Here is a 13635-nt window from a genome sequence, read left to right as displayed (position 1 = left end):
AGGTCACTCCATATTTGAGCTATTTCCCTACTAACACAAACACATTCTCATCAGGTGCTTCCATTACTGCAACATGTCCTGATTCTGTTGGAAATGGTTCGCGAATCCACTTTACATCTTTATTATCTTTTAAACTTTCATACGTTTGTTGTACATCTTCTACTAATACTTCGACTTCCGTAAAATTAATATCCGGATGATTGCTTATTACTAACTCCGAACTTTTCTCATCTGGAAACTTCAATCCTATTAACGTCCAAATAACCCCTTCTTCTAATTCTCTTTCTATCATCCAGTTTTGCTTCATTCCCATTTCTTTATAGAAAGAAACTGATTTTTCTATATCTTTCGTATGTATAGATACACATTCTAGTTTTTTGAACATTTTCCTATTTCCCCCTTCATGAAAAAGCGAACCATCTCCCAATGATTCGCTCTTACCCTATTATTTTTTCTTCACCGGTATCCAAAGCTCTACTTGGGCGAACTCACTCTTATCTTCGTGGCAACGCTCATCGTACAGTTCAAACTCTGTAACGCCGCAATGTTCATAGCCTGAATGCGGGAACCATTCTGAGAATACTGCATTCCAAGTTTGGTGAATAGACGATACCATTTCTTCATGAGGAACTTTCGGCGTTGTAAATACTGCATATGTTGCTGCCGGGAAAGTACGCTTCGCAATTTCATTTGGTACATTTTCAAAGTCTGTAACTTCCATTCCGATAATATAAGTGAAGTCCCCTGTTTCTAAATTAAAATCAGTACATAATCCAAGCTCTACCCATTGACTCGTATCTTTACGATTCGGAATCGTCGTTCCAAGATCTTTTTGTAAATATTCTTGCCAAAATACTGGAATGTCTTGATGGTTTTTCCCTTCTTTACTTGTCGTCTTCAGTTCATAACCCGCCACTAAAAATTCTGGTTTATTTACAATACGATATTCCATTTGTATGCCTCCTAAATACGGATTTAATTTTCTTTGCTTTACATTCACTCGGTAATACATCGGTGTTTCGATTTCTTGTTTTCGATATTCACTCGGTGTCATTTGAAATAATTTTTTAAAGGCTCTCGTGAACGTTTCGTGAGATTGAAAGCCATGTTCAAACGCGATATCAATAACTTTTTCATCCGTATGAGAAAGTTGATAAGCTGCCCGGGCTAACCTCCTCTTTCGAACATACTCCATTACTGTATCACCTACTAATGCCTGAAATACACGATGAAAATGCGACTCAGAAAAACCTGCAATGCGAGCTAAATTACGCAGCGTTTGTTTTTCCATTACATCTTCCTCAATATAATCAATTGACCTTTGAATTTGTGTTTCATAGCTTTCCATCTCTGTTCACCCGCCTTATATGTATTATGATAAAAGAGAACGCAATCCAATTCTTGATGTTTTTTACTATAATTCCATAAAAAATTGTAACTTTTTTATATGTATTTCGTTGTTATGTATGAAGGGAGGGAAATGTAGTGAAACGTAAACAATCATTAGAAGAAATTTACTCAGAGCATATGCAAGATTTATTTCGCTATCTTCTCTCCCTAACCGGAGATTCCCACTATGCGGAAGATCTCATGCAAGAAACATTTTACCGAATGCTCGTCCATATTGACTATTATAAAGGAGAAGAAATTAGGCCGTGGTTATTTACAATTGCCTACAATGCCTTTATCGATTGGTATCGTAAAGAAAAAAAATATAAAACAACTACAGTGGAAGAATTCCATTTACCAAACGTGCCGAGTACAGAACATGAATATTTCGTAAAATTTGAGATCGCTAGTTGGTTAGAAAGTTTATCTTCTCTTCCGCTCGAAAGACGAAATGTCCTACTACTAAGAGATTACTACGTATTCTCGTATAAAGAAATAGCAGAAATGACCGGTCTCTCATTAGCGAAAGTGAAAATTGAATTACACCGTGGACGGAAAGAAGCGAGAAACATAGAGGAGTGATACAGATGGGATGTGCAGAATTTAAAACACTATGGGAGAAGTACGAAAACGGAACGCTCACGCATGATGAACAGGAAGAGTTAGAAAGTCATATTGAAACATGTGAAGAGTGTGACGCTTACTTAGATGAGCTGTTAACAAAAACAGAACCAATTAAGAAAAAGTTACCTCCAAAAGATCTTAAAGTTCCTTTTTGGAGGATTAAGTGGAAACATCGTTTACAAACGTTTGGTTTTATATTATCAATTTGCATCGTTATCTATATAATCGGCGGGGTATTATCAGCCTTTTATTTTCAAGCTAATAATGATAAAAGGCTAGAAGAAATTAGAGAGGTTCCTTCGCTTGCACTTGAAGCAACGATCCCAAATAGCCGTGTTATGGGGGGCGGAACAAGTGTAGAAGCTTTTTTCCGTACGAATAGCCAATTTGATTTAGTACGAACCGTCGGTAAAAAAGAAATGCCCCTCGGTACAATAGAAACAAAAAGCTTCTTATCATCTGTAGATGTTACGAAGCGAACTTGGATGAATCCGTTCTATCAACCAAAACTCTTCTTTGTTCACCCAAAAACAGAGCAGGGTGATTATTTAAAGGATTCATCAAAAAAAGTATGGGATACACTTGCAAAAGTACATGATGGAACCGTTGCAGAAGTAGCAATTTCTTTTGATAAAGCTTACACTTTAAAAGAATTAGAACCGCTTTTATATAGCATATTTGAAGCACAAGAACTCCCTCCAACTCCTGTATGGTACGCTTTAGATACAGGACAAGAAAGAAAAAATGTAGATGACTATATCCTACATGGCGGAGAAGCTATAGGATTTCCAGAACATGTAAGATTCCTCGATAATGAAACTGACGGGCAGAAAACGCAAGAAGACAAAGTAACCGAAATGATGCGCGTCCTTTCTATCCATAAAAAAACGGTAAGCAAAATAGCAGCGCTTTCTGAGAAAGAACTAAATTTAGATAAACGTTATCAATATGTAAAGGATAACGGTGTAAAAGTATACGGAATTGTTATTACTGGCCCATCGAAAGAGTTATTAAAATTACAAAACTCCCCGCACATACGTTATGCGACTCTTGGAGATATTGAGATTTGGAATTGGTTTGATCATTAATAAAAAAGAAGTAGCGCTCTAAAAACGATGCGCTACTTCTTTTTTAATTCGAAATCACTTTCACATACATCCCTCTCACCGCTTTTTCATAAGCAATATCACTCATCTGTCTTATGTTTTCTGACACAACAGATGACTGAACGATTTTCCCTTCACGAAGTAACGGCGGATCAATAAGACGCACTTTATTTTTCTGATGTAAATCATAATCGTTTCTATCTTCTTTTACCTTTACATTTGGATGAACTTTGCTTAATAAAGCTTCTACTTCGGGGTCATTACATTGCTGCAATTTCGAAATAAGCTCAGCATCTTCAAGAAGGAAATCCTCTGCATGAATAACCTTTTTATGAAGAGCTAACTTTAACGTTTTCACTAACATATCATTTCCGTAAATATTCATTGGTTTCATAAAGAAATCGATTACTTCTTTGTAATACGTTTCTGTAAACCACTCTGCCATTTCGATACTTTGAAGGACCATTTTCCCCTCTACTGCGATAATATCCTCTAAAAATCTATGAACCTCTTCTAAAGAAATATATCCGTATGTATACATATCTCGTAACGTATAATCCACTCGATCTGCACATAATTCGGGCGCTGACCTTTCCAGTAATGTCCACTTCGAATCATCTAATAAAATATCTTCATAGTTATAACCATGCTTCGCAAGGATCGCTGGAATTTCTGAGTTTTTCACAACAGAACTAAATATCTCTTCATGATAACTTTCATCTTCATTATCAAAAACGTAATCAATCACGTGGGAAAAGGCAGTATGCGATACGTCATGCAGTAAACTAGCGATCTGTTCTTCTACTGAACCACCTAGTTTTTTAACTAATAACATAACACCAACTGAATGATCAAAGCGCGTTACATTCCATTTCTCGTTCACTAAGTAACTTGCGCCATTTTGATGAATTCCCTTTAGTCTTTGCATAGACTTACTTGAAATTAATTCTTCTACTACTTGATCCACTTCAAATTCTCCGTATAGTACATCTGATATGATCACTTACAATCCCCCTTTATTTTAATCGAGTCTTATAATCGTATCTCTTTTATGAAATTAGCACCAACATAAATATTTATTTTTATTTGTTTTTATTAAAAAAAATAGAGAGCCATCAACTCTCTATTTCATAACCCCTATTCAAACGTAACTTCTACCTGCACAATCTCCGACCTACTACCAAGTCTAAGCGGGGGTCCCCAAAATCCAAATCCAGAAGAAACAATTGCGTGGAACGCACCTTTTTGTGCGTATCCCCAGTCTAGCTCGTACATTCTTCTCGTTACAATATGATTGGGCGCCATTTGTCCGCGGTGCGTATGACCGGATAATAATAAATCTACACCTGCCGCTGCTGCTTGTTTCAATTCAAATGGCTGGTGATCCATTGCGATAACAGGCATCGATTTATCTACCGTACTCATTAATTGTTCAAAGCTTTGGCGATCTCGCTCTGTTTTATCTCTTCTTCCAATGAGATAAAAGTCATCTTCAATTGTAATCACTTCATCTAAAAGAATACGAATATCAATCTTATCCATCTCTTGTAAAAACTCTGGAACTGCTCTGCCGTAATATTCATGGTTTCCTAAAACGCCATATACGCCTAATGGAGCTTTCATTTGTTTCATGATTGGTCCCATATTCTTTTGAATGAACACACCTGGATGATCATCGATAATATCACCTGGCAGTAAAATAATATCAGGTTCCATCTCATTTACATGACGAACAAGTCTTTTTAAATGCGAAACGCCAGACAGTTTACCGAAATGCATATCAGAAGCCATCGCAATGCGTAAACTTTTACGCCCCTCTACCTTTTTCGGTATGTGCACCTCGTACTTTCTTACTACCGGACTATACGCATTAAATACTCCATACGCAAAGATAAAGATAAATGCAACTATCACAGCCGCCCCTGTCCAAATAATTGCCGCTTCTTTCTCTACTGAAAACTGTAAAAGAAAGACCATAATATCAGCTAATGGCAACAACATAAGCGCATATTGTATGACCGCAAACCAAATCGAACCTATCGTTCGCAGAAATGGCAAAAACTTAAACACTTGCACGAGAATGTACGCATATGAAATAAATGCGACTATGAAAGCATAATATCCCCAAGATTCCCAGCCAAATACCGCATGAAGCCAAACCCATCCGTTCCAGCCGATGTAAAACATAAGTAGTGTGTATATAATTAATATGGTAAATATATTGAGATAACGAAGATTCTTCACAGCCAGCCTCCTTATTGATTTCTTTTATTATAACTTGTTATGCACTTATAACGTAAATATTAAGCGCTTCAATCTTCAGAATAAGAACATTGATAAACATATTGTCTTAAAATTTTTAAGAACGGCTGTAATGGACATTTTCGAGTCTTAAGTGTTGGATGAAATTCTATTATCTTTATCCTTCAAAACTCATCTATGCAATTATGCATAACCATCCATTACGTTTTATTTTCATGTTACGATATAAATGTAATACGACATATATCGACAAAGATAAAAGGAAGTGATTGTATGAAACGTTCTAAAACCTACTTAAAATGTTTAGCATTATCCGCTGTTTTTGCTAGTAGTGCTGTAACTCTTTCAACACCTGCTACTTACGCTCAAACGACGTCACAAGTTGTAACAGATATCGGGCAAAATGCAAAAACACATACGAGCTATAATACATTTAATAATGATCAAGCTGATAATATGACAATGTCTTTAAAGGTAACTTTTATCGATGATCCAAGCGCTGATAAACAGATTGCCGTTATTAATACAACTGGTAGTTTTCTAAAAGCAAATCCTACTATAAGTGATGCACCTATTGATAACTACCCAATCCCTGGCGCTAGTGCAACATTACGTTATCCTTCACAATATGATGTTGCATTTAACCTTCAAGATAACAGCGCTCGTTTCTTTAACGTAGCACCTACAAATGCTGTAGAAGAAACGACTGTAACATCTAGCGTATCTTATCAACTTGGTGGCTCTGTTAAGGCTTCTGTAACGCCTAATGGACCCAGCGGTGAAGCTGGTGCAACTGGTCAAATCACTTGGTCGGACTCTGTAAGCTATAAACAAACTAGTTATAAAACAAATTTAATTGACCAAACAAACAAAAACGTAAAATGGAACGTATTCTTTAACGGATATAACAATCAAAACTGGGGTATTTACACACGTGATTCTTATCATTCTTTATATGGAAACCAACTGTTCATGTACTCTCGCACATACCTATATGAATCTGATGCAAAAGGTAATTTAATACCGATGGATCAACTTCCAGCACTAACAAATAGCGGTTTCTCTCCTGGTATGATCGCTGTTGTTATCTCTGAAAAAAATACAGATCAATCTAACTTACAAGTCGCTTATACAAAACACGCCGACGACTACCAACTTCGTCCAGGCTACACATTTGGAACTGCAAACTGGGTTGGAAACAACGTAAAAGACGTTGATCAAAAAACATTTAATAAATTGTTCACACTAGATTGGAAGAATAAAAAATTGGTAGAGAAAAAATAAGTAAAAAAAACGAAGGGACTATTTAGACTCTTCGTTTTTTACTTATTCATAATAAGATCCCGCGAGTAATACCGTCGCTATGAAATTCCATGATATATTTTTAGGCATCTCTTCATCTTTATTTTGAAAAGCACCATCACAATCATTTAGCCATGCTTCCATTGATTTTAAATAATCTTCTAATGTTATATTCTCCCACTCATCTTTATTTTCTTTGAAATCTTTTTGAAAATAAAACAGGAATTCTACTAGTTTTTCTTTTGAATCTACACCATTAGCCAACTCATAAATATCCATATTATTACTCCTTTCAAATACAAGTAAAATCCGCGATCTCTTCAACACAAAAACATTCTTTTTTTATAAAATGCTATATTTCTCTTCCAACCAATCTTTTATAACATATTGTCCTGCTATCCCTGAAGGATTTTTAATTTTCTTACCTTCTTCTTCACTAACCATTTCAAAATCGATTAAAGGACCATCTGCTCTCCCTCGGCTCACAAAATAAGTCCCCTGATCCTTATTCTCAAACACAAAATCTGGAAGATTATACTCCCCCGGATCAAACAATTTCATTGGTAATCCACCAATAATTTTCCAATCACCATCTAACCAACCAGACCAGGCAGTATACGCCGTAAATAACACTTCTTTTTTAGTCTTGTAATAGTTTTTAAACTCGCTTATCCGTATTTTTTCATCTGTAAATAAAGAAAAATATTCTACATATGTTTCCCCATCATATGGCCGCGTAACATTTTGTCCTTTCACTAACATTCCGTACCCATACTTATTAATATTTTTAAGATTTATCGCAAAAACTATCCCTGGCTTAAATGATTTTTTGCGAAGTTTCTTTAATTTAAGCTTACAATCTACTACTTCTTGTTCCTCTAAAGAAAAACTATCACTCTGCATTTCTAATGCATTTTTCAACATAATCTCTAACTCATTTATATGTGGTAATCTGCGAGGACCTTCATTATATATCTTTTCAATCTCTTGAAAAGCATCCATTAAAATATCAATGCTTTCATCACTTATAATCAATTTATCCCCTTCTATTTCCTCTTTATAAAAAGACATATTTTCTCTCCTTTACTCTCTTATACATATCCCTTGAAGACTCTCTTTTTCTTTCTATCACACTAAACCACGCACCACTTCTTCTAATAATAAATTCAACCATTCATCCAATTTGTTTCAAAACACTCTAATACATTCAGCCTTCTTTCCATAGTACTATTTCAAGATCATACTCATTCTTTAGAAAAGTAAAACCACTTCTCATAGACTCATCTACTACAATAAGGCTAGAATAAATTAATCCTCTTTGAGCATCATCATATCCAATGAAATGTAATACTTCTTTTGTATATAACATGAAATTTTCTAATTCTATTTGCACACCAAAGTCCCAGTTTTCATGTGCATACCATAGAATAATCTTCTTAGACAATAAACTAGTTAATTCACATTCAAATCCTTTTATTTCATTGATAACTTGTTCAGCATTTAATTTACTCATAACTTTGATAGGATTCGGTGTTTCATCAATTAAAAAGTTTACTAATGAAGCAATTTTCTTTCCGCTAATAATCTCAAATTCTTTTATAGACGGACATAACATCAAAAACTTTTCTCTAGTAGCCTTTTCCTCGACCTTTTCTCTTAACATTGCAATTCTCTTTAAACGTTCGTTCACGATTATCACCTCATATATTAAGTAACACACTTTCATTCTCGTAATTTCATTCCTAAATTGTTACGGCAGAAAATCTTCAAGACTCATTTCCGTTAAATTTAAAAGTATTCAAAAAGGAAGTAAGCTGACTTTTAATAGTAGGTATACATTCGTAGCATTCATATATATAACAACTTAGCGAGCTATCTCCTTCAAGCTCTTTAAATCTAACTGAAATTTTGAAAGATGCATCAATATCCAAGTGACAAGTTAAAGATAACTCATTTGATTCTGATTTAAAATGTACTGTTCCAGATCCAACTGTATATGTTTTTTGAAGGTCTTTGTAAAAGTGATATATAGCATTATTGTCAAAATAAAATGATGTCGTTTTCACTTTAAAACCAGTACAACCTAGTTCGCATTCTCCTTTGAAATAAGCTCCACCAAAATAACTATCTCCTTCACTTGAAAAGTCAGTTATAGCAACTTTGATAAAATTATCATCCTTCCATCCTACATGAAAACATTCCATTATTTATACCTCCCTATACTCCAATGAATCAATAATAATCTACTTTCTGCCACTCTTGGAAACCTTCTTTTTACTTATACTTTTACAATCGATACAAGCTGCTTCCCATCACTGAATGTTGCGTTTAAAACGTTAATGCATTGGATCATAATCTATAAAGAAAGAAGAACCTACGTCAGCTCTTCTTTTTAGACATCCATTTTTCACGAATTCTCTTTTATATAATTTTTAGCTACTTCATTATTTGGGTCATTTTTTAATATTTCTTTTGCCCAATTCATAGCTGCTTTTTCTTCAAAAATATCATCTGGAACATTAGCAAAAAACAATAAAAACTCCCTATATTGCATATCATTAGGCTCCAATTCGATACACTTCTTTGCATGATAAAAAGCAGCTACATATGCCCCCTCTAAATGACAGAGTGGATGACATAAAACATCTGATGCTAGTGCATGTAATCTAACATCATTTCGACTCTCTAAATAACTAGTCAAGAAAGTGTATACAATAATATTCGGTTCATTAAAAGACCATTCTATTAAAAAATCCTCCAATTCCTCAATACTTATTTTATTTGCATGGGCTATCGCATTTCCAATGTCCCCTCGATAAATTGCATCTCTTAACAAATCATGCATGATTTCACCCACCCATTCGATATATATCTTCACATGTGTAGCCGTTATCTGTTATCTCTTTAAATAAATTATTATCAATAACCCAACCTAAGAACATTCCAGTATGTACAAATGCTTGCTCCATCGGTAATTCTTGTGGGAAATCTCCTTCATAATGATATTTAGCTTTATCGTAAATTATTGTTTGGAACAAAATTCTCACTCCTATTCCACATAATATAATTGAACTCAAATAAATTAAATTAATAAAAAGCGTCTCTCTAGCATTTTATAATAATACTTCTTTTTCATCATCCGAATAATAATTCTGAATCATTTAATTTATAAAAATAAACAATTCTTTGATACACTCTTCAAAAAGGTAAGTTGACTAAACTCTGTGGGGTTTTTGCTATCAAAGGCTAAGTCTATCGCTACTGCTCACCATCATCACTCGCAGGCACTATCTCAAACCGGCTAAAATTCGATATGGGCTTTCCAGTATTATAAAACCTGTAAATAAAAACCCCTATAAGTTACATTCGAAGTTTGTATCTAATCATAAAAACGTCAAATGTTTCCTTCTAGGGGCTACTAATATTTATGATTAATAGAAAATCTAGAGTTTAATGTTTTTCCAACCAGAAAAACCAGATATAAACAATTAACCCCACTATAATCACGAAAATGAATAACTAACCTTGTTTATCCTAGATTCATATTAGAAAGAAAGTTTTCAAATAACTCCAATTCAAATTTATCCCTCGTCTTTAAATACTCTTTCTTTTTCTCAATGATTTGTTCTAATATCTCTTCTTTATTTAATAACAAGGCTAATCCAATAGCATTTTGTGCTCGCGTCCCATCAAATATTGTCCCTATTAATCCAGCCTCATCATCATCTCTTACACATAAATCAAATACATTTTCCATATCTACATACTTATCAATATATGGAATGAAGTATTCCTTAACTTCTTTTAAAATATCCATAGTAACAGGTAAAATATCTTCTTCCTTTTCAACACGCCATCTTTTTTGCTCCCTATGGACTAAATTCCCTAACTCAACCCCAATCGTATAGGTTTCCTTTTTCTCTTTAATTGTTAAACCTTCATCCCATTGATTTTTCATATTTTCTAATTCGTCAAACCGAATTCCCACATCCACCGTCACATGAAAATCTTCTGGGTGATTGATAAAGGCTAAATGTATACTGATTTTTCCTTTATCAAATTTTTTCACCAGGTCTTGTTGTGTAGTTCTAGTCTTATAACCGTTTTCTTTTAACTCTTCACCTAGACCTTGCAGTAGCTTTAATTTTAATTCTTTTTTGTTCATATAATTCCTTCCGTTCTCTATTTTGATTTATCCCACGAGGATTAGATACATGTCCTATCCTATATATAAAGAAAAAAGAGCCTATATTCGCTCTTCCTTCATACACACATTTAACAAATGAATCTTTCTAACCACTAATTTTTCTGGTGATATATTAATAGCCTCTAAAAGCAAACTGAATATACATGTAAGTACCAACACCATAAATAACAAAAGCAACTATAGTAATTAGCCAATTTTCACTATTTTTTTGTACATACTTCGAGCATGCCCAAATAAGAAGTAAAATAATTAATTGAATTGCAGTCACTTTTGAGACAGCAAATATAGTAGTTTCCGTAACAAATACTACCCATGTCCCGAACAACATCCGAATACAAAAAATAATCGCCCCAATACGTGTTTCAGTATATTGTTTATTTATATTTATAAAAAATATATCTTGCAACATAACAGTTAATGTTAATACAACTACTAAAGCCAAGATAGAAATGAATTCTAAAAATTCTATAAGCACTTTTAGTCTCCCTTTTGACATCATTTTATTATAATTTTCATTAAAGATTCTTACTATCATGTAACTAGGTCTACAAATACCCTCTCATTATCTATACAGTTTTCGCATACATAATATGAAAATAACAGCTAAGACCATAAATAATAAGTGCAATCATTGTAATATACCACTTTCCTCCGTACTTCTTTACACACTGCATAAGCCCCCAAAGGCAAAGTAATATAACTGATTGAACTGCTAAAATTTTTAATGTCCCCAATAGTGTGGCTATCATAGAATAGGTAATCCATATACTCAACAACGAACGTATAATTACAAACATAGCACCGATTTTCTGATAATAAAATAGTTTTATACTACCCACATAGTAATCTTGCAAAAGAATAATAGATGCTACTAAAATATTCAAAACCAAAATCATAATAAATCCCAAAAACTCTATCAACTCTAAATTCTCCTTCATAAATTTATTTACGATTTCCTATCGCATCAAAAGTTAACAATTCACTCCGAAATTTTACAAGTTACTTTTTCAAAAATACTAGCTAATATTCCAATAATCATCAAAGAGATTATTATTCATACATTCATTTTATTACTCAAGGACGACCTATTTAACAATCCAATTTTTTAGCGGACTTGAAATAGTCTTGAAATTTATCATCGATGTCCTCATCTTTACTAAAAAAAGCGTTACATACGAATCCCAACAAACAATCTCAAGTGTTGCTTGGGGATGCTGAATCTTTGGACTTGGTACCCAGAGTTCTTCGTTTCCATTTGCATAGGGTTCTACAAGCAAGTTATTAATATCAATGTTTATAGACTTATCAAAAGCAGATAGTACGCCCCAAATAAATTGAGGATTATATTTCTTTACGAGATCTGAGAGATCTTCACCTGCTATCCAAACTATTGGATGAGACATTTCAGGATAATCTCGTATAACTCTCTCTTCCTGAATTGTGGCAATCTCCAAATCTGTTATAAGCCAATTAAATTCTTTTTCCTTACCTTGAAATGATTCAAAAACAGAAGCTAAAACTGTATGTTCAGATCCATGTAAAATGAAGTTCTTACAATCCCTCCACCTAGTAATAAACGATACATATCCATCAACGGTTCTGTTGTAAAGTTTTTTGTAGACCCCTTGTCCTATCGCTAGGTTTCTTTTAACGAGGCGGCAAGGTTCACTTTGTGTCACAGGGCAATTTCTCCACCAGTTTCCTGTCAGTTACTAGGCGACTTGGCTCTCCTAAGTTGGACTTTCACCAATAAGCAGTGCCTAACTAAAAAGAAAGAAGAGTTGCTATGGACTCCTCTTCCTACTAAGCATTTCTTAATTTATTTCTCATCCTCTAATTCTTCTACATCATATGGTAATCCTTCATTCGCAATAAAAATGGGACCATTTGCTACATCAATACGAAGTGCCCATGGAGCTGCTAATCGCTTATAAACATTTCTCCAAAATACTTTCATACTTAAATATAAACTTCCTCTTTCCAACTACTGGATTTCGAATTAACTACAATTAAATTTTCGCTTTCCCATTTCAATGTGCCCAAAAATCGGCCATAAACCATTTCATTTCCTACCTCTTCAACTAGTAATTTATCTTTAATTTTCATTCCCTTTTCATCATATACCTCACATCGAAGTTGAAAACCTTGGACGCGGTGAATTCCTTTTAATATCGCTATCTTCTTACGGCTAGGACTTTTCTTAGGGGTTTTCCCTACCAAAAATATCCCTTCATAGTTTTGCTTTACTATTTCATCCAATGACTCTTCAATATACCCTCTTACAATATTTGGTGATAGATTTGAGTTTTCTTCAAGGACAGGTATTACATATTGGCGCACTAATTTACAAAACTCTTCATATTTTTCTTCAACTGAATTAAATGTTAAAAAATCCATAAAATCATATGGGATAGATATATCAATTTGATTCATATCCACCATGACCTCACAGAAATCACCTTTATTAACCTTAGCTAAACAAAATACTTCTACAAATCCAATATCATTTAGTCCTAAATCAAATTCTCTTAACTTTCTAGAAAAAATCAATTCAAAAATTCTTATTTCATGAGCTTGTAATTTCTGTTTCTTCGATCTATTTTTACGCCAATCATAAAATACAACTTCTATCATTTGTTAGTATACCCTCCCTATTCTTATCACCAAGATTGTGGTCTTTTATGATTGTCTACAGCTATGCCTTTGACATCACTCTTTACCCCACTACCCCATGCATCCTATTCG

18 protein-coding genes and 2 pseudogenes are annotated in these 13635 nt (G+C 33.9%); 4 read left to right on the top strand and 16 right to left on the bottom strand.

Annotated elements, in window-relative coordinates; all coding sequences use genetic code 11:
* Window positions 1-19: 19 nt before the first annotated feature.
* Both RT27_RS15660 and RT27_RS15655 read right to left on the bottom strand, forming a co-directional pair.
* Window positions 20-385, bottom strand: coding sequence for a VOC family protein (locus RT27_RS15660; RefSeq protein ID WP_016082522.1), 366 nt, complete (start codon window positions 383-385; stop codon window positions 20-22).
* 60 nt (window positions 386-445) lie between these two features.
* On the bottom strand, window positions 446-1348 hold the full coding sequence (locus RT27_RS15655) for an AraC family transcriptional regulator (protein ID WP_000446842.1): 903 nt from the start codon (window positions 1346-1348) through the stop codon (window positions 446-448).
* Between the two features lie 137 nt (window positions 1349-1485).
* Here RT27_RS15655 and RT27_RS15650 point away from each other — a divergent pair, with 137 nt between their 5' ends.
* Both RT27_RS15650 and RT27_RS15645 read left to right on the top strand, forming a co-directional pair.
* Window positions 1486-1971, top strand: a complete 486-nt coding sequence (locus tag RT27_RS15650; protein WP_043936608.1) for an RNA polymerase sigma factor — start codon at window positions 1486-1488, stop codon at window positions 1969-1971.
* 5 nt (window positions 1972-1976) lie between these two features.
* Window positions 1977-3101, top strand: coding sequence for an anti-sigma factor (locus RT27_RS15645; protein ID WP_043936607.1), 1125 nt, complete (start codon window positions 1977-1979; stop codon window positions 3099-3101).
* Window positions 3102-3144: 43 nt separating this feature from the next.
* Here the strand turns inward: RT27_RS15645 and RT27_RS15640 are convergent, their stop codons facing one another.
* A complete protein-coding gene (locus tag RT27_RS15640) occupies window positions 3145-4122 on the bottom strand; it encodes an HD domain-containing protein (protein ID WP_043936606.1) in 978 nt (325 codons plus the stop codon).
* A gap of 134 nt (window positions 4123-4256) precedes the next feature.
* Window positions 4257-5363, bottom strand: coding sequence for a metallophosphoesterase (locus RT27_RS15635; RefSeq protein WP_000793729.1), 1107 nt, complete (start codon window positions 5361-5363; stop codon window positions 4257-4259).
* A gap of 34 nt (window positions 5364-5397) precedes the next feature.
* On the opposite strand from RT27_RS15635, the pseudogene RT27_RS36250 reads away from it, so the two are divergent.
* Window positions 5398-5511, top strand: a pseudogene (locus RT27_RS36250) (TetR family transcriptional regulator); the annotation flags it as partial.
* Window positions 5512-5654: 143 nt separating this feature from the next.
* The gene (cytK2, locus tag RT27_RS15630; protein WP_043936605.1) at window positions 5655-6665 is read left to right on the top strand and encodes a beta-channel forming cytolysin CytK2; all 1011 of its coding nucleotides are present in this window, start codon (window positions 5655-5657) and stop codon (window positions 6663-6665) included.
* A gap of 42 nt (window positions 6666-6707) precedes the next feature.
* On the opposite strand, the gene RT27_RS15625 is transcribed toward cytK2, so the two are convergent.
* From RT27_RS15625 to RT27_RS15575, 12 genes and pseudogenes are all read right to left on the bottom strand, one after another.
* On the bottom strand, window positions 6708-6962 hold the full coding sequence (locus tag RT27_RS15625) for a hypothetical protein (RefSeq protein WP_016082532.1): 255 nt from the start codon (window positions 6960-6962) through the stop codon (window positions 6708-6710).
* 63 nt (window positions 6963-7025) lie between these two features.
* A complete protein-coding gene (locus tag RT27_RS15620; protein ID WP_043936604.1) occupies window positions 7026-7754 on the bottom strand; it encodes an Imm26 family immunity protein in 729 nt (242 codons plus the stop codon).
* A gap of 136 nt (window positions 7755-7890) precedes the next feature.
* On the bottom strand, window positions 7891-8373 hold the full coding sequence (locus RT27_RS15615; protein ID WP_043936603.1) for a hypothetical protein: 483 nt from the start codon (window positions 8371-8373) through the stop codon (window positions 7891-7893).
* A gap of 76 nt (window positions 8374-8449) precedes the next feature.
* Window positions 8450-8887, bottom strand: coding sequence for a hypothetical protein (locus RT27_RS15610; RefSeq protein ID WP_016082535.1), 438 nt, complete (start codon window positions 8885-8887; stop codon window positions 8450-8452).
* Window positions 8888-9090: 203 nt separating this feature from the next.
* Window positions 9091-9528, bottom strand: coding sequence for a hypothetical protein (locus RT27_RS15605; RefSeq protein WP_043936602.1), 438 nt, complete (start codon window positions 9526-9528; stop codon window positions 9091-9093).
* Window positions 9529-9532: 4 nt separating this feature from the next.
* A complete protein-coding gene (locus tag RT27_RS35260) occupies window positions 9533-9721 on the bottom strand; it encodes a hypothetical protein (RefSeq protein WP_043936601.1) in 189 nt (62 codons plus the stop codon).
* 491 nt (window positions 9722-10212) lie between these two features.
* Entirely contained in the window at window positions 10213-10848 is a 636-nt protein-coding gene (locus tag RT27_RS15595; protein ID WP_043936600.1) for a hypothetical protein, read from the bottom strand.
* A gap of 154 nt (window positions 10849-11002) precedes the next feature.
* The gene (locus RT27_RS15590; protein ID WP_016082542.1) at window positions 11003-11365 is read right to left on the bottom strand and encodes a hypothetical protein; all 363 of its coding nucleotides are present in this window, start codon (window positions 11363-11365) and stop codon (window positions 11003-11005) included.
* A 91-nt stretch (window positions 11366-11456) separates the two neighbouring features.
* A complete protein-coding gene (locus RT27_RS15585; RefSeq protein WP_016082543.1) occupies window positions 11457-11810 on the bottom strand; it encodes a hypothetical protein in 354 nt (117 codons plus the stop codon).
* 169 nt (window positions 11811-11979) lie between these two features.
* A pseudogene (locus RT27_RS36245) lies at window positions 11980-12344 on the bottom strand (hypothetical protein).
* 365 nt (window positions 12345-12709) lie between these two features.
* Window positions 12710-12847, bottom strand: coding sequence for a hypothetical protein (locus RT27_RS35255; protein WP_016082545.1), 138 nt, complete (start codon window positions 12845-12847; stop codon window positions 12710-12712).
* Between the two features lie 2 nt (window positions 12848-12849).
* Complete coding sequence (locus RT27_RS15575) at window positions 12850-13524, bottom strand: hypothetical protein (protein WP_043936599.1); 675 nt, start codon at window positions 13522-13524, stop codon at window positions 12850-12852.
* Window positions 13525-13635 lie beyond the last annotated feature (111 nt).

The organism is Bacillus sp. L_1B0_5 (assembly GCF_000836715.1).
GTDB classification, from domain to species: domain Bacteria; phylum Bacillota; class Bacilli; order Bacillales; family Bacillaceae_G; genus Bacillus_A; species Bacillus_A thuringiensis_S.
The sequence above is the reverse complement of the archived record's forward strand: the minus strand, read 5'-3'. Positions and strand labels throughout refer to the sequence as shown.

Bases quoted from the DNA above. Each gene is read 5' to 3' on its own strand.
- RT27_RS15660 (WP_016082522.1), bottom strand. From the start codon at position 385: ATGTTCAAAAAACTAGAATGTGTATCTATACATACGAAAGATATAGAA.
- RT27_RS15655 (WP_000446842.1), bottom strand. From the start codon at position 1,348: ATGGAAAGCTATGAAACACAAATTCAAAGGTCAATTGATTATATTGAG.
- RT27_RS15645 (WP_043936607.1), top strand. From the start codon at position 1,977: ATGGGATGTGCAGAATTTAAAACACTATGGGAGAAGTACGAAAACGGA.
- cytK2 (WP_043936605.1), top strand. From the start codon at position 5,655: ATGAAACGTTCTAAAACCTACTTAAAATGTTTAGCATTATCCGCTGTT.
- RT27_RS15625 (WP_016082532.1), bottom strand. From the start codon at position 6,962: ATGGATATTTATGAGTTGGCTAATGGTGTAGATTCAAAAGAAAAACTA.
- RT27_RS15620 (WP_043936604.1), bottom strand. From the start codon at position 7,754: ATGTCTTTTTATAAAGAGGAAATAGAAGGGGATAAATTGATTATAAGT.
- RT27_RS15610 (WP_016082535.1), bottom strand. From the start codon at position 8,887: ATGGAATGTTTTCATGTAGGATGGAAGGATGATAATTTTATCAAAGTT.
- RT27_RS15605 (WP_043936602.1), bottom strand. From the start codon at position 9,528: ATGCATGATTTGTTAAGAGATGCAATTTATCGAGGGGACATTGGAAAT.
- RT27_RS15595 (WP_043936600.1), bottom strand. From the start codon at position 10,848: ATGAACAAAAAAGAATTAAAATTAAAGCTACTGCAAGGTCTAGGTGAA.
- RT27_RS35255 (WP_016082545.1), bottom strand. From the start codon at position 12,847: ATGAAAGTATTTTGGAGAAATGTTTATAAGCGATTAGCAGCTCCATGG.
- RT27_RS15575 (WP_043936599.1), bottom strand. From the start codon at position 13,524: ATGATAGAAGTTGTATTTTATGATTGGCGTAAAAATAGATCGAAGAAA.